Annotated in this window: 18 protein-coding genes; 13 read left to right on the top strand and 5 right to left on the bottom strand. The window is 64.0% G+C overall.

The genetic code is table 11. From position 1 onward, the window contains the following. Positions 1 to 423: 423 nt before the first annotated feature. Together AC2FAN_RS02910 and AC2FAN_RS02905 are read right to left on the bottom strand one after the other, a co-directional pair. Entirely contained in the window at positions 424 to 705 is a 282-nt protein-coding gene (locus tag AC2FAN_RS02910; RefSeq protein WP_485172648.1) for a hypothetical protein, read from the bottom strand. 151 nt (positions 706 to 856) lie between these two features. Then, entirely contained in the window at positions 857 to 2,026 is a 1,170-nt protein-coding gene (locus AC2FAN_RS02905) for a zinc-dependent alcohol dehydrogenase (RefSeq protein WP_485172647.1), read from the bottom strand. Between the two features lie 660 nt (positions 2,027 to 2,686). Between AC2FAN_RS02905 and AC2FAN_RS02900 the strand changes: the two genes are divergently transcribed. From AC2FAN_RS02900 to AC2FAN_RS02890, 3 genes are all read left to right on the top strand, one after another. After that, entirely contained in the window at positions 2,687 to 3,190 is a 504-nt protein-coding gene (locus AC2FAN_RS02900) for a YciE/YciF ferroxidase family protein (RefSeq protein WP_265052958.1), read from the top strand. 62 nt (positions 3,191 to 3,252) lie between these two features. Next, entirely contained in the window at positions 3,253 to 3,495 is a 243-nt protein-coding gene (locus tag AC2FAN_RS02895) for a hypothetical protein (RefSeq protein ID WP_265052959.1), read from the top strand. Continuing rightward, on the top strand, positions 3,492 to 3,737 hold the full coding sequence (locus AC2FAN_RS02890; RefSeq protein WP_485172646.1) for a hypothetical protein: 246 nt from the start codon (positions 3,492 to 3,494) through the stop codon (positions 3,735 to 3,737). Before AC2FAN_RS02895 ends, AC2FAN_RS02890 begins: the two co-directional genes overlap by 4 nt. A gap of 235 nt (positions 3,738 to 3,972) precedes the next feature. Here the strand turns inward: AC2FAN_RS02890 and AC2FAN_RS02885 are convergent, their stop codons facing one another. Next, positions 3,973 to 4,194: a hypothetical protein gene (locus AC2FAN_RS02885; protein WP_476807732.1), complete on the bottom strand. Its 222-nt coding sequence runs from the start codon at positions 4,192 to 4,194 to the stop codon at positions 3,973 to 3,975. Positions 4,195 to 4,498: 304 nt separating this feature from the next. Here AC2FAN_RS02885 and AC2FAN_RS02880 point away from each other — a divergent pair, with 304 nt between their 5' ends. Further along, on the top strand, positions 4,499 to 4,801 hold the full coding sequence (locus AC2FAN_RS02880) for a DUF982 domain-containing protein (RefSeq protein WP_265052962.1): 303 nt from the start codon (positions 4,499 to 4,501) through the stop codon (positions 4,799 to 4,801). Between the two features lie 59 nt (positions 4,802 to 4,860). Here the strand turns inward: AC2FAN_RS02880 and AC2FAN_RS02875 are convergent, their stop codons facing one another. After that, positions 4,861 to 5,160, bottom strand: coding sequence for a PRC-barrel domain containing protein (locus AC2FAN_RS02875; RefSeq protein WP_485172645.1), 300 nt, complete (start codon positions 5,158 to 5,160; stop codon positions 4,861 to 4,863). 84 nt (positions 5,161 to 5,244) lie between these two features. Here AC2FAN_RS02875 and AC2FAN_RS02870 point away from each other — a divergent pair, with 84 nt between their 5' ends. Further along, complete coding sequence (locus AC2FAN_RS02870) at positions 5,245 to 5,511, top strand: DUF6894 family protein (RefSeq protein ID WP_476805836.1); 267 nt, start codon at positions 5,245 to 5,247, stop codon at positions 5,509 to 5,511. A gap of 366 nt (positions 5,512 to 5,877) precedes the next feature. Here AC2FAN_RS02870 and AC2FAN_RS02865 read toward each other — a convergent pair whose 3' ends face one another. Then, complete coding sequence (locus tag AC2FAN_RS02865) at positions 5,878 to 6,252, bottom strand: VOC family protein (protein ID WP_485172644.1); 375 nt, start codon at positions 6,250 to 6,252, stop codon at positions 5,878 to 5,880. Between the two features lie 61 nt (positions 6,253 to 6,313). Between AC2FAN_RS02865 and AC2FAN_RS02860 the strand changes: the two genes are divergently transcribed. From AC2FAN_RS02860 to AC2FAN_RS02825, 8 genes are all read left to right on the top strand, one after another. Next, positions 6,314 to 6,691 (top strand): cupin domain-containing protein, encoded by a 378-nt coding sequence (locus AC2FAN_RS02860; protein WP_485172643.1) that lies wholly within the window; start codon positions 6,314 to 6,316, stop codon positions 6,689 to 6,691. A 143-nt stretch (positions 6,692 to 6,834) separates the two neighbouring features. Then, on the top strand, positions 6,835 to 8,013 hold the full coding sequence (locus AC2FAN_RS02855; RefSeq protein ID WP_485172642.1) for a pyridoxal-phosphate-dependent aminotransferase family protein: 1,179 nt from the start codon (positions 6,835 to 6,837) through the stop codon (positions 8,011 to 8,013). 358 nt (positions 8,014 to 8,371) lie between these two features. Then, the gene (locus tag AC2FAN_RS02850) at positions 8,372 to 9,238 is read left to right on the top strand and encodes an ImuA family protein (protein ID WP_485172641.1); all 867 of its coding nucleotides are present in this window, start codon (positions 8,372 to 8,374) and stop codon (positions 9,236 to 9,238) included. Beyond that, complete coding sequence (locus AC2FAN_RS02845) at positions 9,144 to 10,688, top strand: Y-family DNA polymerase (RefSeq protein WP_485172640.1); 1,545 nt, start codon at positions 9,144 to 9,146, stop codon at positions 10,686 to 10,688. The genes AC2FAN_RS02850 and AC2FAN_RS02845 overlap by 95 nt, the downstream gene beginning before the upstream one ends. Continuing rightward, a complete protein-coding gene (locus AC2FAN_RS02840) occupies positions 10,685 to 14,350 on the top strand; it encodes an error-prone DNA polymerase (protein ID WP_485172639.1) in 3,666 nt (1,221 codons plus the stop codon). Before AC2FAN_RS02845 ends, AC2FAN_RS02840 begins: the two co-directional genes overlap by 4 nt. A gap of 154 nt (positions 14,351 to 14,504) precedes the next feature. Beyond that, complete coding sequence (locus AC2FAN_RS02835) at positions 14,505 to 15,314, top strand: phosphoadenylyl-sulfate reductase (protein ID WP_485172638.1); 810 nt, start codon at positions 14,505 to 14,507, stop codon at positions 15,312 to 15,314. After that, a complete protein-coding gene (gene cysD, locus AC2FAN_RS02830; protein WP_485172637.1) occupies positions 15,311 to 16,213 on the top strand; it encodes a sulfate adenylyltransferase subunit CysD in 903 nt (300 codons plus the stop codon). The genes AC2FAN_RS02835 and cysD overlap by 4 nt, the downstream gene beginning before the upstream one ends. Beyond that, on the top strand, positions 16,213 to 17,865 hold the full coding sequence (locus tag AC2FAN_RS02825) for a sulfate adenylyltransferase subunit 1 (RefSeq protein ID WP_485172636.1): 1,653 nt from the start codon (positions 16,213 to 16,215) through the stop codon (positions 17,863 to 17,865). The genes cysD and AC2FAN_RS02825 overlap by 1 nt, the downstream gene beginning before the upstream one ends. The last annotated feature ends 55 nt before the right edge of the window (positions 17,866 to 17,920 follow it).

The following is a 17,920-nucleotide window of genomic DNA, read 5'->3' as shown; positions in this document are numbered from 1 at the left end:
GCCTTGGAATGAGGACGTCACTCGTCCGTGATGCAGCGGTGTCGACAGCAGGCCCGCGCCAAGAACCTGACGCGCACGCATTGAACACACCCACGCAACGAACCGAGTCGCCAACGGGCGACGGAATGATTGGTTCCGTTACGGAACCTCGCTCGAAGGCCGTCCGTTTGAATCGGCAAATGCGCGAGTTTGTGAGGTATCGCCATGGTTTCGATATGGGGAGCCGCCGGGCCAAATCAGCGCCCCAGCCTCGTCAAGCGGGCGCTCTGCACCGAGCGGTGCCAGGACACAGCTGGCCGCCATTTTAACGTCATCGTGTGGCGAGATTGGCCGGGTCTTTCGATCACCTCATATTCGCTCGAAGATGGCACTCCCGTCGAATACCACGACGAGTGCTATTTCAAGCTGCCGTCGGGCAAGACGCTAACCCGGTGTGAACACTGACGGCCCACGAGCCGCCGAACCGTCGAATTTTGCCACGAAGCTGAGATGGCGGTCGGAGTAGGCGGTAACAAGGAGGACAATTTCGTGACCATTCCCCAACTGCGCCCTCATCCCTAGTGAGAAGCTGCCGGGGTCGACCGATCGAATATCACCGATAAGGGTGCCACTGCACCACGAGCCGTATTCATTGTGGACAAGGCGATAAGCAATCGGGAGGTCCGTGCCGTCGCGCAGGATCAACCTGCCTTGGCCGGATTTCATGACGTTCTCGGTTTTGATTGTCCGGCCGAACCGCAATCGGCGGGAGGTAGCGCGCAAAGGCAGCGCTATGCATATTAGGCGCGTGTATTGAAGTGATAGCAAGCGCCCGACCGCGGACCCGGCCGCAGCTCCCCTCGGCTCAGACCTCCCGCTATGGCTTCAATACAACCTTGATGCAGCCGTCCTCCTTGTCGCGGAATTTTCTGTACATTTCGGGGGCATCCTCAAGGTTCGCCGGATCGGTGATGACGAAGCCTGGATCGATTTCTCCGGCCTCGATTTTGGCCAGCAGCGGCTTGGTGTAAGCTTGGACATGGGTCTGGCCCATTTTAGAAGTCAGGCCTTTGTTCATCGCGGCGCCCAGCGGGATCTTGTCGCCCATTCCGACATAGACGCCGGGGATTGAAACCGTGCCCCCCTTGCGGCAGCACATTATCGCCTCACGGAGAACATGGACCCGGTCGGTAGCGAGAAACGTCGCGGTCTTGACCTTGTCGAGTATGGCATCAGCTGCGCCGTGTCCGGCAGCTTCGCAGCCAACGGCATCAATGCAACTGTCAGGGCCTCGACCCTTCGTCCGCACCATCAGCTCGTCGTAGACGTCCAGTTTGGAGAAGTTGATCGTTTCGGCGCCGCCGGCTTCAGCCATCGCCAATCGTTCGGCAACCTCATCAATCGCGATGACCCGGCCGGCGCCGAGAATGAAGGCGGATCGGATTGCGAATTGGCCGACCGGTCCACATCCCCAAATTGCGACGGTGTCGCCCTCCTGAATCTGGGCATTCTCCGCGGCCATATAGCCGGTTGGGAAAATGTCGGAGAGGAACAGCGCTTGCTCGTCCGAGACGCTGTCGGGGACTTTGATCGGGCCAATATCGGCCATTGGGACGCGCAAATATTCTGCCTGCCCACCGCTATATCCGCCGAGCATATGGCTGAAGCCGAACAAGCCCGCCGGTGACTGGCCCATGGCCTTCGCGGCCATCTCCGCATTTGGGTTCGTGCGGTCGCAGGCTGAGAACATTCCTTGCCGGCAGAACCAGCAGTCGCCGCAGCTGATCGTGAAGGGCACGACAACCCGATCGCCGATCTTGAGATTGGTTACCTCTGAGCCGAGCTCGACAACCTCCCCCATGTTCTCATGACCGACGATATCGCCGCTCTCCATTGTCGGCTGATATCCGTCGAGCAGATGCAGGTCCGACCCGCATATCGCGCAGCAGTTGATTTTGATCACCGCGTCGCGCGGATGCTGAATTCGGGGATCGGGCACCGTATCGACTCGGACATCTCCTTTGCCGTGCCAGCATAGCGCGCGCATTGGGGATACTCCTCTTTGGGGATAATTCGCGATCGGCTCGCGCTGCTCGACTAGCCCACGTCTTAGGCCCGGCCGGCTAGCCGCGATGTGGCTGACTAGTATTCAGGCGATGCAGAGCAAATGCGACTTCGCCTTGCTGCGCGGAAACTCAAGCTCTGGAACATGTTCTGCGGCTCGACGTATCGCTGTCCTTCCCGCCAAACAATTGCTGAAGGACGTCAGTTCGGCGTGAAGGTGATCGACCGGCACAAACATCGGATTCTCCTTGAGCCTCAGCCGAAGGAGTAGTGGCGGTCTGCATATTGTCGGGAATTGCCGGCGGCAGCTCTCTGTCGCGCTGGCTCCAGATACGCCACCAACTGAGAGCGAACGGACATAGTTCCGGTCGAACCCGTGGATTCTTCCAGCGCACCGACCTCGGCAAAATCTAGCGACGCGTCTGGTTGCTGACGGCAACTTCAAAGCTGGCGCCCCCGCGCGCGAACCTAATCATGGGCGAACGACTGACACTCGGGGGATTCCGGCCGCGCGAACGCTCTAACGCTGGTGAGATTGGGCCCCGGAGGCAGACCGATGCCCACATCCATTCAGGTTGGAACAAGTGACTGAGGGCACCGTTCGACCATCAGGCTGGAACAATTCAATCAGATGGAGAGCGGCATGGGTTGGTTCACTAAAGACATCGCCACGATGGACGATCTGTTCGTCCACACCCTTCAGGACATTTATTACGCCGAGAATCAGATCCGGAAGGCATTGCCGGACATGGTCTCGAAGGCGACGAGCCCGGATCTGAAACGCGGCTTCGAAATGCATCTACGTGAGACCGAAGGGCAGATCACTCGACTCAAGGAGGTGTTCAAGCTCCATGGCGTCGAGGAAAAGGGAATTACCTGCCCCGCCATCGACGGCATCCTCGAGGAGGCCAACGACATCGCTGGCGAAGTCGACGACAAGCAGGTTCTGGACGCTGCTTTGATCGCCGCGGCCCAGGCCGTGGAGCACTACGAGATTACCCGGTACGGCACCCTCGTGGCTTGGGCGAAGCAGCTCGGACGCGACGATTGCGCAGCCCTGCTGCAGCAGAATCTGGACGAGGAAGCTGCCACGGATAAGAAACTCACCGAACTCGCTGTCAGCGGCATCAATCGCAAGGCTGCGTGATGCAAAGGCCCCATCTCGTCGGATGGGGCCCTCTCTTCGCCGAGCCAATATAGGAGGCGAGCATGGACCCTTCAGAGCCGATCACCACCGGCCGGGATTTGGCATTGCGTCTGAACTCGGCTTTTCCCGAACGCGATTGGGTTGCGCTCCTCGCGGAGCGATCCGGCACAGGCCGCGATTTTGTCGAATGGCATCTGCAGGAAGACATGATGCCTCCGGAAACGCTTATTCGGGCAGCTGCCGAATTGCTCGATGAACAACCGGCGGGCCGGCTAAGCTCAAATGATTTCAGAGCAGTTCAATGACGATCCTCGACCACGACGAGTATCGTGCGGCCGTTGAGCGCGCGGTGGCTCTTAGCGACGCATCCGAGGGGTCCGAAGAGGCCCGGGAGTTCAGTCGTCTTACGGCGGAGATTCGCGACTGGGATGAAGCCCACAAGGGCGATAATGCTCATGGTCCAGAGGAGGACCAGAGCCTGCTGCGGCCGGACGACCTTCCATTCTCTGGACTGCTAGGCAATCTCGGAAGGCTATACAAGGACTGATTGGTACCATTCGGAGCAGTACCCCACGTGCCATGGTCTACCGGCCGATAGGCGCTGCCGGTACATCCGCGGCTAACGCCCGATCGGCGGTAGCAGAAGGGAGTCAGCGGGGTAATGTCGGCTCCCTTCGATGGTCATCTTGGCAGATAACCATCGCTGCCGGCGCTTGGTAACAAGCAGCGGTAGCGCTGCCACAACGGGGTAAGCCACGGTCGGGTTCCGCCGCGGCAAAGACTCATGCAACGACAGAGCGTCGATATCGCTCGATCGCACGTAGCGTCAGATCGTCCTCATCCTCAGCGACCGCGACCAAGCTTGCTACGATGTAAGCCAGCTTGGTTCGCTCTTGCTCGTCAAACGCATCGGGAATGGTCGATCGAATCTCGGACCAGGCTGCATCGAGCGCTGCTTGCGCGCGGGCCAGGTCGACCGGGTCACTCAACGATGAGAATGGCATGGCTCCTTCCTCCGCCTGGGTGTGCGGCCGAAAATTTAGGCAGTCGCATCACCGCTGCAAGACTGAAGCGAGACAAAAAAAGCCCGCCGGCGGAAGCCAGCGGGGCAGATCGTTCAAACCGAAGGAGATCATCGGTTAACAGCGGCGCGACGCTGAGGTTCCCGGCAGGAGGGATAAAAACACCCTGTCCACCCAAGCGTGACCGGGTCTTGAACGACTCAACATGGGACACCTAAATCATCGTGATCCGGGCGCCAACGGCCGCGCGGACCCAAATCCATGTTGATTCTAGGAGGATGTGGCTATGGCACTAACGCCTTCGGATGAATTTGAACGCCCCGTCGTCATTCTAACCGGTCTCGGAATTCCGACCGCCGTCTCGTCGGCGATGGAGGCGTACATGTTCCTGGCCGATTGGCCGAAAAGCCAGCGAGACCCTGGCCACGCCTTTGCGGTGAAGGCCTGCTTGGCGGCGGTCCGCGGTGAGATCGAGCCCGAGACTGCGAAAGGTCTCTTTGCCTCGTGGGCTGAGAAGCAAGACATTTTGGCTCCAGACATCGCGGCGTTTGCCAGCAGCGGACGGAAAGGTTCGCACGGCACCGCCTGAAGCGAAGAGGCCCCGCCAGCCGGAGCTGACGGCCAATAGGAGCGGCTTGGGGATATCAATCAGCGATCGATGTGCTCCGGCATCTTCGTCAGCTGATCCTTGGTCCAGTTCGTGACGGCGTGAACATTGCCATCTTCGTCGCGCATGAACTCAAGGTCGCTGATAGCTACCCCCACGGGCTTTGCGCCGATGCCAAGGAAGCCACCCACGTCGATCACGACCTGACTGGCGGGGCCGGCGCCGTGGACATGGGAAACTGAGCCGATCTTTTCATCGCCTGGTCCGTAGATCGTCGCGCCATCGAGGATATCGCCAGTCAAGTCGGTCTCGGTGAGAGGGATATCGTGGGGGTGGTCCATCGTTAGCTCCTCATGCTCCATACCTATAAACGAGCTGAGGTCTGAGGCGTTCCAGGATCAGAACAGATCGTCCTTGAAAGGCTGTTGGCCAGCGACAAAGCCGCCGCAGACGCGGCTCAGGTGGCGTTGGCGGACATGGCTCACGATGTCTTACCTGATGGTACATCCGTCGATCTGACTGCCGCTGTAGAGAATTCGGCCGGCGAAGAAATCTATCACGCCTCGCTCAAATTCCGCGGCGAAACGGCCGAACAGGCACGATCTAAGACTGCCGATTTGGAAACCGCGGCGGATGATGCGGCTGAAGCAGTGGCCAGGGCCCTTGACGCGAAGCCGGACGCGCGAAGCTGAAGGAGGATGGCGAAAAGGAGTGGGGGCGTTGGAGCGCCATTGGCAGGATGCGTGAGGTGCTCTTCCCAGATTGGATTCTGAGCGCCCGTGAGTCAGCGACTTGAGGCGTGCCGGTTTGGCTGACCATACTACCATCATGAATAGCAGTGCGAGTGCGGCTTAGCTGAAGGAGGCGGTGGGCACAACGTGGTAGGTTGGACTGAGCACGGTTCCTCCGCCTTCCGGCCAGGAGACCGACTCCTCCTAATGGAGCGCGTCACCCTTCGCCCGTTGCTGCCGCATCCGCAACTCATCGCTCCTGCCGCAGAATTCGAGCGGCCGTCTCCGGTGGCGGGGGGTCCTTCGGCGCAGCCGTTACCGATCGTACTATGCCGTCGGCTGCGAGCGCGCGGTAAGCTTGTTTCCGTCCGGATCGCGAAGATACGCGACGAAGGCCCCATTCGGGCGCTCACTAGGTGCGCTCTCGATCGCCATTCCACCGTGCGCCGTGCCGGCCTTATGCCACGCGAGAACGTGGTCCCGGGTTGGCGCGGCGATTCCGATCGTCCCACCATTGGCCGAAGTAGCAGGATTGCCGTCGATGGGCTTCGTGATCATCAGCCGCCCGCCGTTGTGGGCGTAGATCAGCCTGCCTCGGGCATCTACCTCGCCGGGCTTGCCTCCTAACGCGACGAATGTGGCGTCATAGAAGTCTTTTGACCGCTCCAGATCGTTGCTGCCGATCATGACGTGGGTGAACATGCTTTGATCTCCGATAAGGCCCCGCGCCCTAGTGCGGGCGAGCGGCTGAAGGGAGGAACGCATGCGCGTGATTGAACCGCAATCTGAGCTCGAAAAATGGCGAGAGGGCGTACTGACCTCAATGCGGGTCTCAGCGGTTGTGGGATCGCATCAGCTCTGCATCTTCGAGCAGTTTTGCCAACCTGGCCTGGGCGCGCCTATGCACTTGCACACCGTCGAAGAAATCCTCGAGGTCATTGAGGGGCAGGCCGAGATACGCATCGAGGACGAGGTGATGTCCGTGCTCCCCAACCAGTCGGTCATCGTGCCCGCCGGCAGCCGTCACGGGTTCACGAATACCGGCAGCGGCATCCTGAAGGTTCGCGCCACTCTCGCCTCGCCGGTTTTCGAGGCGAGTTACGACGACAGCGGAGAGCTGAAACGGCGGTACAGCCCGTAGGAGCTTCTGGGCGCTCTCTGCCGGTCCAGCTGGGCTCATGTGTCATGCAAAGCGGGATGCCGAGCAATGCGCGCACGAGCTTGCTCGGAACATGCTCATAGCGGAACTCTGCAGAGATGAATTTCCTGTACTGAGGATTCGGCATGTCTCTGGCTAATGGCCGGCCGCTGCTCGCGATGCCCGGTCCTACAAACATTCCCGATCGCGTGCTTCAGGCGATGATGCGACCAGCGGAGGAACTAAGTTCCGACAGCATCGTGACCCTAACTGAAACGGTTCTCGTCGATCTCAAACGCGTCTTCCGGACTGACGGCGAAACCTTCGTCTACGCCGCCAACGGGCATGGCGGCTGGGAGGCAGCCTTCACCAATGTCCTTTCGCGTGGCGACAAGGTGCTGGTGCTTGAAAGTGGACGCTTCGCCATCGGCTGGGGCGAGATGGCGCGCTTCATGGGCGTTGATGTCGAGATGCTTCCTGGGAGCTGGCGTCGGGCTGTTGATCCCGTCGCAGTCGAGGCTCGGCTGCGCGCCGATACGCAGCACACGATCAAGGCTGTGATGGTCGTTCAGATCGATACCGCCGCCGGCATCGTCAATGACATCCCCGCGATCCGAAGGGCCATCGACGCCGCGGGCCATCCTGCCCTCTTCATGGTCGATGCCATCGCATCGCTGGCCTGCATGGAATTCGAGATGGATGCCTGGCGCATCGATGTCGCTGTCTCCGCCTCACAGAAGGGACTGATGTCATCGCCAGGCCTGGCTTTCGTTGCGGCCAACGACAAAGCCCTTGTCGCTCACAAGCGCGCCGACCTGCGCACCGGCTATTGGGACTGGAGCGGTCGGATGAACGTGCTCGCCTACATGAAACATTGCGGGACCGCGCCGGAGCACCTGCTCTTTGGACAGCGTGCAGCGCTCGACATGATCTTCGAGGAGGGGCTGGAGGCAATCTGGCGCCGCCACACCGCCCTTGCCAAGGCGACACATGCTGCCGTCGATCTCTGGACGAGTGGTCAGGCTCTGGCTTTCGGAGTCACGGAGGCAACCGAGCGAGCGCCGTCCGTGACGGCGGTCCTGACGCCTAGCGTAGACGTAGGGGTCATCACCGCCTTCGCACGCGATATCTGTGGCGTGACGCTTGGCCTGGGCATAGGAGACTATCACAACAAGGCCTTCCGTATCGCCCACATGGGCCATTTCAACGCTGCAGCCTTGCTGGGCGCGCTCGGAGCAGTTGAGATGGCGCTTCAGGCGAGAGAAATCCCGCACGGCTCTGGCGGTGTCGCGGCAGCAATCGCCAGCTTAGCCGCCGCAGCGTGAAAGAGGCTGCGATTCTATCGCGGGAGCCTCGAACAGACAGGGTTTCCCTACAGGCGGCCGATTCACTGAAGCAACTCCTGTCCTCGCCGGCCCCGGCGCTGGGTCCAAACTCAGGGACGCGGCCAAGCATGGCGTCGAGGTGATCGATGAAGGCGGCTGGTTCGATCTGATAGGCGGTTGAGGCCGTAAAAGGGCTGTGCCGACAAACTATGGGCGCAAATGCCGACATACTACCCTTTCCAGCCGACAAACTTTGCGTATCGCACACAGGGACGAGTCGGAGTTCGGAAGACTCGACTCGCCTTCCGGCGCGGTGCGTTTTATAAAAGAACAAAGAGAGAACAATTTTCGAGTTTCCATGCCAGCAGCGACCGCCCAGACCCTGTCCGATCTGCGCCGCAGCCTCGCCGAGGCGGCTTTGCGGGCTGGCCCTGTCGCGGGTGGGCGGATCGGCCTTGGCGTGCCTTCGCTCGACGAAGCCCTGAGCGGCGGGCTCGCGCGAGCGGCGCTGCATGAGGTCTATGCCGCCGAGGTCGCCGATCTCGCGGCCGCGACCGGCTTTGCGCTCGGGATCGCCCTGCGGGCTGGGCACGGAGAGGGCGAGGTGCCAGAGCGCCCGATCCTCTGGGCGCGGCAGGATTTCGTCGATGCCGAAGCCGGCCGATTGCATGCGCCGGGGCTGAACGAGCTTGGCCTCGATCCCTCGCGCCTCCTGCTGGTGCGGGCGCGCGACGGCGAGGGCGTCTTGCGGGCGGGTGCCGAGGCGGCGCGCTGCTCTGCGTTAGGCGCCGTGCTGATCGAGCCCTGGGGTGAGCCGCGCCCTTTCGACCTGACGGCGAGCCGGCGCCTCGCTTTAGCTGCCGAAGGCGCGGGCGTGCCGGTCCTGCTGCTGCGGGTGGCGGCTGCGGAGGCGCCGAGCGCAGCCCGCACGCGCTGGCAGGTGCGGGCGCTCGCTTCGCGGGCGCTGGAGGCCAATGCCCCCGGCGCTCCGGCTTTCGCCGTGAGATTGCTGCGCCAGCGCGGCGGCGCGGCGGAACGTGAGTGGCGTGTGGAGTGGGACCGTGACCGACGATCTTTCGAGGAACGCAGCGTTTTCGACCGTTCCGACAGACTGGCAATCCGGACAGACCATGCCGCGCCGCTATCTCGCCCTCTGGTTCCCCTATCTGGCGACGGACAGGTTGCGGCGGACGGGCACGATTCCGGGCTTCGGCGCGCCGGCTGAAAAGCCCCATGTCCTGGTCGAGACGCAGCACAATGCGCTGCGCATCGTCGATTGCGACAGACGCGCCGTCAGGCTCGGTCTGACGCGCGGGCTGACCCTGGCCGATGCCCGTGCCCGCATCCCCGATCTCGTCGCGCTGGAGGCGCAGCCGCAGGCGGATCTGCATTTTCTGGAGGAGGTCGCGAGTGTCTGCGACCGCTTCACGCCGCTGGTCGCGCTCGACGCCCGCGACGGCCTCCTGCTCGACATCACCGGCTGCTCCCATCTGTTCGGAGGCGAGGAAGGGCTCGTTGCCCGCGTCGACCACGTCATGCGCCGGATCGGTCTTGGGCTGAAGACCGCCATCGCCGGCACGCCCGATGCCGCCCGTTCCTGCGCCCGTTTCGGGCAGGGCGGCATCATCGCTCCGGGGCGGGAGGAAGTGACGCTGCGCCCGCTCCCGGTCAACGCGCTCGATATCGAGGCGGAGACCGTGATCGCGCTGTCGCGGGCCGGCCTCAAGACGTTGGCAGATCTCGCCGAACGCCCGTCCGAGACGCTTTCGGCCCGCTTCGGCGAGGCGCTGGCGACTAAGCTAAGGCGCACGCTCGGCCGAGAGGATCGCCGCATCACCCCCTTGCGGCCGCCGCCCAATTGCGTGGTCGAGCGCCAATTCGCCGAGCCTTTCGCCGATACCGCGAGCCTTGAGGCGGTCGTCGTCCGGCTGATCGGGGAGGCGGCGCGGGTCCTGGAGGCGCGCGGCGAAGGCGGGCGCGTCTTCGAGATCGGCTTTTTCCGCAGCGACGGGGCCGTCCGCCGCCTCGCCATCGAGACCGGCCGGCCCTCGCGCGATGCGAAGGCTTTGCTCAGGCTCTATCGCGAGCGCATCGAGGCGCTGGCCGATCCGCTCGATCCCGGCTTCGGCTTCGACGCGGTCAAGCTCGCGGTGCCGATCTGCGAGCCGCTGACGGATCAGCAGCAAAGCCTCGACGGCCGCGCCGTCGAGGAGGAGGCAGTGGCCGATCTGGTCGACCGGCTCGTCACCCGCTTCGGCCGCGACCGCGTGCTGCGCTTCGCGGCGCAGGATACGCATCATCCCGTCCGTGCCGCGAAGGCGCTTTCGGCTGCCGCTCCGTTGCCGGAGGCGGCATGGCCCGAGCCTGAGCCGCAGGAGCCGCCGGCCCGCCCGCTCCAGCTCTTCGAGCCGCCCCAGCCGGTCGAGGCCATCGCCGAGGTGCCGGATGGCCCCCCGATCCGTTTTCGCTGGCGCCGCCTCATCCATGACGTCGCCCGCGCCGAGGGGCCGGAGCGCATCGCGCCGGAATGGTGGCGCGACGGCAGTGACGAGCCGATGCGCGACTATTATCGCGTCGAGGATGCGCAGGGGCGCCGCTTCTGGCTGTTCCGGATCGGTTTCTACGAGGCCGAAAGCGCCCCGCCGCGCTGGTTCCTGCACGGGCTCTTCGCGTGAATCAGATTGCGAGCTCCTTCGCCGAACCCGTTGCCGCGACGAATTTTTCTTTCCTGCGCGGGGCCTCGCCGGGGCCGAACATGGTGCTGACGGCGCTGCTGCTGGGATATGCCGGCATCGGCATCGCCGACCGCAACACTGTCGCCGGCGTCGTACGCGCCTGGGCCGCGTTGAAGCATCTGCGCGAGGACGGCCTGCCGTCGCCCGAGAGAATCCGCGAGGGCGGCAGCCCCGGCGAATATGTCTGGATCGAGAACCCGGATTTCGCCGACCTGCCCTTCACCCGTGAGCACATGCAGGCCATGGCGCAGAGTTTCAAGCTCGCGACCGGCACCCGCCTTGTCTTCGCCGACGGCACACCGGACATCATCGTCTATCCCGCCAATCGCGAGGGCTGGGGGAGGCTCTGCCGGCTGCTCAGCCAAGGCAATCTCAGGGCGGAAAAGGGCGAGTGCATCCTCCACCTCGACGATCTCCTGAACGATGCGCGCGACCTCCTGCTCATCCTGATGCCCAGCCGCAATCTCGATGGCCTGCCGGCGCTGCTTGCCCGGCTCGACGAGGCCGCGCCTGGCGCGATCTGGCTCGGCGCCACCATGCACCGGCGTGGCGACGACCGCCGCCGTCTGGCGCGTCTCAAGGCCATCGCCGCCGCGACCCGCACGCCGCTGATCGCGACCAATGACGCGCTCTACGATTCCATCGAACAGCGCGACTTGCAGGATGTGCTCACCTGCATCCGTGAGGGCGTCACCATCGAGCGTGCCGGGCGGTCACTCGAGGCCAATGCCGAGCGCCACCTCAAGCTGCCGCAGGAGATGGCCCGCCTCTTCCGCGACGCGCCCGAGGCCATCGCCGAGACGCAGCATCTCTTCTCCCGCGTCGAGTTCGATCTCGGCCAGCTGAAATACGAGTACCCCGAGGAGCCCGTCCCACCCGGTTGGAAGGATCAGGACTGGCTCGCGGAGCTGGTCCGCCGCCGCAGCCTGATCCGCTATCCGGACGGCGTTCCCGACAAGGTCGAGAAACTGCTGGTTAAGGAACTCGCTCTCATCGAGAAGCTGGAATACGCCCGCTACTTCCTGACCATTCGCCAGATCGTCGAATTCGCCGAGAGCGAAGGTATCCTCTGCCAGGGGCGCGGCTCGGCCGCCAATTCTGCCGTCTGCTACGTGCTCGGTATCACCGCCGTCGACCCCACCGACAACGACGTGCTGTTCGAGCGGTTCATATCTGAGCAGCGGCGCGAGCCGCCCGATATCGACGTCGATTTCGAGCATCAGCGGCGCGAGGAAGTGATCCAGTGGATTTATGAGAAGTATGGTCGTCATCGCGCCGGTATCGCCGCCACCGTGATCCGCTATCGGCCGCGCAGCGCTATCCGCGAAGTCGGCAAGGTGCTGGGGCTCACCGAGGACATCACCGCTCGCATCGCCGATACGCAATGGGGAAGCTGGGGCACGGAGATCGGCGATGACCGCGTCCGCCAAGCCGGGCTGGACCCGACGAACCCGTCGATCCGCCGCGCCGTCGGTTTCGCCATTCGGCTGCTCGGCTTCCCGCGCCATCTCTCGCAACACGTCGGCGGCTTCGTACTGTCGCGCGGCCGTCTCGATGAGACGGTGCCGATAGGTAATGCCGCAATGAAGGACCGCACCTTCATCGAATGGGACCGCGACGATATCGATGAACTCAAGCTGATGAAGGTCGATGTCTTGGCTCTCGGCATGCTGACCTGCATCCGCAAAGCGTTCGATCTGATCGAGGGCTATGGGGATTTGATTAAGGGCTATGAGAAAAAGCGGTACGAACTCGCTGACTTCACGGACGGCGACGAAGGCACCTACGACATGCTCTGCGAGGGCAAGTCGCTAGGCGTCTTCCAGGTCGAGAGCCGCGCCCAGATGAACATGCTGCCTCGTCTCAAACCGCGGAAGTTCTATGATCTGGTCATTCAAGTCGCGATCGTCCGGCCCGGCCCGATCCAGGGCGATATGGTCCATCCTTATTTGAAGCGGCGGGCCGGTTTGGAGGAGGTGAGCTATCCTTCGCCGTCACCCGAGCACGGGCTGCCGGATGAACTCTACCCGGTGCTGGAGAAGACCTTCGGCGTGCCGCTCTTTCAAGAGCAGGCGATGCGCCTAGCCATGGTTGCCGCCAAATTCACCGACCCGGAAGCCAACGGCCTGCGCAAGGCGATGGCGACCTTCCGTAATGACGGTACCATCCATCATTTTCAGGACATGATGGTCGAGCGCATGGTCGCGCGCGGCTATGAGCGCGATTTCGCCCAGCGCTGCTTCGACCAGATCAAGGGCTTCGGCAGCTACGGCTTCCCGGAAAGCCACGCCGCCTCCTTCGCCAAGCTGGTCTACATCTCCTCCTATCTGAAGAAGCACCACCCGGCGGCATTCGCCTGCGCGCTGCTGAACTCCCAGCCGATGGGCTTCTACGCCCCGGCCCAGATCGTGCGGGAGGCGCAGGAGAATGGCGGCGTCGAGCCACGCCCCGTCGATGTGAATGCGAGCGGTTGGGACAACGGGTTGGAGCCTTTGGAGGAACTGAACATCGTTATCCCGGGCGACCGTAGGGAGACCCGGGATCCATGCCTGAGCGTTTCCGATGAAGGCTCGGATATGGATCCCGGGTCTTCGCTTCGCTTCGCCCGGGATGACGTCCAGCATTCTTCCAACTTTCGCAGCCCTCATCCTGAGGAGCCGCGAAGCGGCGTCTCGAAGGATGGTCCAGAGCGGTCCAGTGCCTCACGAACCATCCTTCGAGACGCGCCTGCGGCACTCCTCAGGATGAGGGCTGAGAAGGAGGAGACGAAAAAACACCCCTTCGCGCTCCGCCTCGGCTTCCGCCAGATCGACGGCTTCAAGGAGGAATGGGGCCTCGCCATCGTGCAGGCGCGGGAAGCGGGAGGCATTTACCGCGACGTCGAGGAGCTGATGCGCCGGGCCGGGCTGCCGGCCCGCGCCATGCGCCTGCTCGCCGATGCCGATGCCTTTCGTTCCCTCGGCCTTGATCGCCGCGAGGCACTCTGGGCCGTGCGCCGCCTGCCGGACGATCCGGCACTGCCGCTTTTCGCGGCCGCGCAGGCCCGCGAGCTTGGGCGCGAGCCGGCGATGGCGCTGCCTGCCATGCCGCTGGCGGAGCATATCGTCACCGACTACCAGACGGTCAGGCTTTCGCTGAAGGGCCATCCGATGCAGCTGTTGCGTCCGCGCTTCCGGCGCGAGGGCATCCTGAGCTGCGCCGAAACCGAGGCGAAGCCGGACGCCGCTTTCGTCCGTACAGCGGGTGTCGTGCTGGTGCGCCAGCGGCCGGGCAACGGCAAGGCGATCTTCGTCACGCTGGAGGACGAGACCGGAATCACCAATGTCGTGATCTGGGCCCGGCTGTTCGAGCGTTTCCGCCGCGAGGTCATGGGCGCTCGTTTGATGCTGGTCGAGGGCAGGGTGCAGAAGAGCGTCGAGGGCGTCACACACCTGATGGCCCAGCGCATCTTCGATCGTTCCGCCGATCTGCTCTCGCTTTCCGATACGCACCGCGCCGAGATGCCGCCGCCCTGCGTCGATGAGCTGAAGAACCCGCCATTGCCGCGCCACCGCCACCCGCGCAACGTGCGCATCCTGCCGAAATCGCGGGATTTTCATTGAAATCCTGAAGGTCGCCCACCCGCAAACCATCAGCCGAAACAATCTTCTCCAATGGAAGTAAAATAAGAAAAAACACGCTACCGGCTGTGAATTGAAGCTTTGGCCCTATGGGTATAAGTGGTTCGTTCGATTTACCGAACGAACGGCCAAAACGATGGCGACAAGCCCCGGCCCGGATGAAATAACGACGGACGTGCAGTCCATCGACACGCTGGCGCACCGTTCGGCCGCGCTCAATACAGCCTTCGGTGCAGCCGATGTCGCCCAGCGCCTTGCCGGCATCGTTGCAGGCGCGGCCGGGCCCGTGGTCTTCACCACCTCCTTTGGCCTCGAAGATCAGGTCCTGACCCATTTCATTGCGGCTGCGAAGCTGCCGGTCACCGTCGCCACGCTCGATACCGGCAGGCTTTTCCCCGAGGTCTATGCGCTCTGGCAGGAGACGGAGGAGCGCTACGGCATCCTGATCCGCCCCTACTATCCCCGGCACGACGCAGTCGAGCTCCATGTCCGTCAGAACGGCATCAACGGCTTCTACGGCTCTCGCGAGGCTCGCAAATCCTGCTGCGACATCCGCAAGGTCGAGCCGCTCGGCCGCGCGCTCGCCGGCGCCGATGTCTGGCTGACCGGCCTGCGCGCCGACCAGTCGGCCGCGCGCGGCGATGTCCAGCTTGCGGAAGCCGATCCGGCGCGCGGCCTCGTCAAGGCGAGCCCGCTCATCGATTGGACGCGTGAGCGCGCGCTCGCCTTCGCCGAGGCGAATGGCGTGCCGATCAATCCGCTCCACGCGCGGGGCTTCGTCTCGATCGGCTGCCAGCCCTGCACCCGCGCCATCCGCCCCGGCGAGCCGGAGCGGGCGGGGCGTTGGTGGTGGGAGGACGACGCCGCCAAGGAATGCGGCCTGCATGTCGGGCCGGACGGAAAGCTGGCGCGGGCCCAGAGCGCTCCGGCACAGGTGCACGCATGATCCAGCTCAGCCATCTCCAGAAGCTCGAAGCGGAAGCCATCTTCATTATCCGCGAGGTGGTGGCGACCTGCGACAAGCCAGTGCTGCTTTACTCGATCGGCAAGGACTCCGCCGTCCTGCTGCATCTCGCCATGAAGGCGTTCTATCCGGCCAAGCCGCCTTTCCCGCTGCTCCATGTCGATACGACCTGGAAGTTCCGCGACATGATCGCCTTCCGCGACGAGACGGCGAAGCGCCTGGGGCTGGATCTCATCGTCCACATCAACCAGGACGGAGTCGCGGCCGGCATCAACCCTTTCACCTCGGGCTCCCGCATCCACACCGACGTGATGAAGACGCAGGGGCTGAAGCAGGCGCTCGACTTCCACAAGTTCGATGCGGCCTTCGGCGGCGCGCGCCGCGACGAAGAGAAGAGTCGCGCCAAGGAACGCGTCTTCTCCTTGCGTTCGCCCGAGCATCGCTGGGACCCCAAGAACCAGCGCCCGGAACCCTGGCAGCTCTTCAACACCCGCAAGCATCGCGGCGAAAGCTTTCGTGTCTTCCCGCTCTCGAACTGGACCGAGCGTGACATCTGGGACTACATCGCGCTCGAGAATATCCCCGTCGTGCCGCTCTATTTCGCGGCGCCGCGCCCGGTCGTGCAGCGTGACGGCGCCTGGATCATGCGCGACGACGAGCGCATGGAGCTTCTCCCCGGCGAGGTCGTCGAGACCCGCATGGTCCGCTTCCGTACGCTGGGTTGCTACCCGCTGACCGGCGCCGTCGAGAGCGAGGCGGCCAATCTCACCGACATCATCGCCGAGATGCGCTCCTCCCGGTCCTCGGAGCGGCAGGGCCGCGTCATCGACCATGACGGTTCGGGCTCGATGGAGCAGAAGAAGCAGGAAGGCTATTTCTGATGGGCCTCGCCATCGCCAGGAACCTGGCCAAAAAGAACCTGAAGGCACTGAGGCCGGCGCAGAGCCTTCTCCCCGCCAACGACACGCCCAGCGCCAGCGAAACCGGCCAGCACTCCCTGCTGCGCTTCATCACCTGCGGCTCGGTCGACGACGGCAAGTCGACCTTGATCGGCCGCATGCTCTACGAGGCCGGCGCGGTTTTCGACGACCAGCTCAGCGCGCTCGACAGCGATTCCCGCAAGTTCGGAACGCAAGGCGCCGCCCCTGATTTCGCCCTTCTCGTCGATGGGCTCTCGGCCGAGCGCGAACAGGGCATCACCATCGATGTCGCCTATCGCTATTTCGCCACCGACAATCGCAGCTTCATCGTCGCCGACACGCCCGGCCACGAACAATATACCCGCAACATGGCGACCGGCGCCTCCACCGCCGACCTTGCCATCATCCTGATCGACGCCCGCAAGGGCCTGCTGCCGCAGACGCGCCGCCATTCCTTCATCGTCTCGCTGGTCGGCGTCCGCCATATCGTCGTGGCGATCAACAAGATGGACCTCGTCGGCTACGACGAGGCGGTGTTCGAGCAGATCGCGGCCGATTACCGCGCGGCGGTCGCCTCGTTGGGCTTCGCCTCGATCCGCTTCATCCCGGTCTCGGCGCGGGACGGCGAGAACGTCATGCGGCCGTCGGCGGCCATGCCTTGGTATGACGGGCCGGCGCTGCTGCCCTATCTGGAGAGCGTCGCGATCACGCAGCCGGCGCCGCGCGACGAAAGCTTCGTCCTGCCGGTGCAATGGGTCAATCGTCCGGATCTGGACTTTCGCGGCTATGCCGGCGCGCCCGTCGCAGGCCGCGCCCGCGTCGGCGATCCGGTGATCGCGCTGCCCTCCGGCCGTACCAGCCGCATCGCCCGCCTGATCGGCGCGGCCGGCGAGGCCAGCCAGATCGGCGCAGGCCAGGCGGCGACGGTGACGCTTGAGGACGACATCGACATCTCGCGCGGCGATGTCATCGCTGCCGCCGGCTCGGCGTTGCGCATCAGCCGGGGCGTGAAGGCGCGGCTACTCTGGACCGGCGAGCGCGCCATGCTGGAAGGCTCGCAGTTCCTCGTGAAGCTCGCGACGCAGAGCGCGACGGCCACGATCGAGGCGCTGCATCACAGCGTCGACATCGAGGGCTTCCGGCCCCAGCCGGCGCAGAGCCTGCGCATGAACGGCATCGGCCTCGTGACGCTTCGGCTCGACCGGCCGCTGGTCTCGCTGCCCTATGCCGAAAGCCACGAGCTCGGCGGCTTCATCCTGATCGACCGCATCAGCAACGAGACGGTTGCCTTCGGCTTCATCGAGCCCGGAGAGGGTGATACGCAGCAGGCGGTGGGCGAGGGCGGGGCACTGGCAAAGGCCAAGCGCGCCCTCATCCGCATCGTCGGTCGACGTGGCACGCCGGACCGTCGCGCCTGGCTCGCCGCCTTGAGCTGGCGCGTCCTGAGCACCGCGGGGCTGTTCGCCGCGGCCTTCCTGCTCACCGCCAATGCCACGGTCTCACTGGCGCTCGCCCTTGGCGACATCCTGCTGCGGCCGAGCTTGCGCGCGCTGCACATGCATCTTTGGCGCAAGCAACCGGCCGGCGCGCTCCAGGACGGCGCGGGGATCTGAGGATATCCAGCCGTCATTCTCGGGCGGCGGAACGCCGACCCGAGAATCTCTGGCC

The sequence above is a fragment of the Allobosea sp. RIT-PG3_2 genome, from assembly GCF_057321085.1.
The sequence above is the reverse complement of the archived record's forward strand: the minus strand, read 5'-3'. Positions and strand labels throughout refer to the sequence as shown.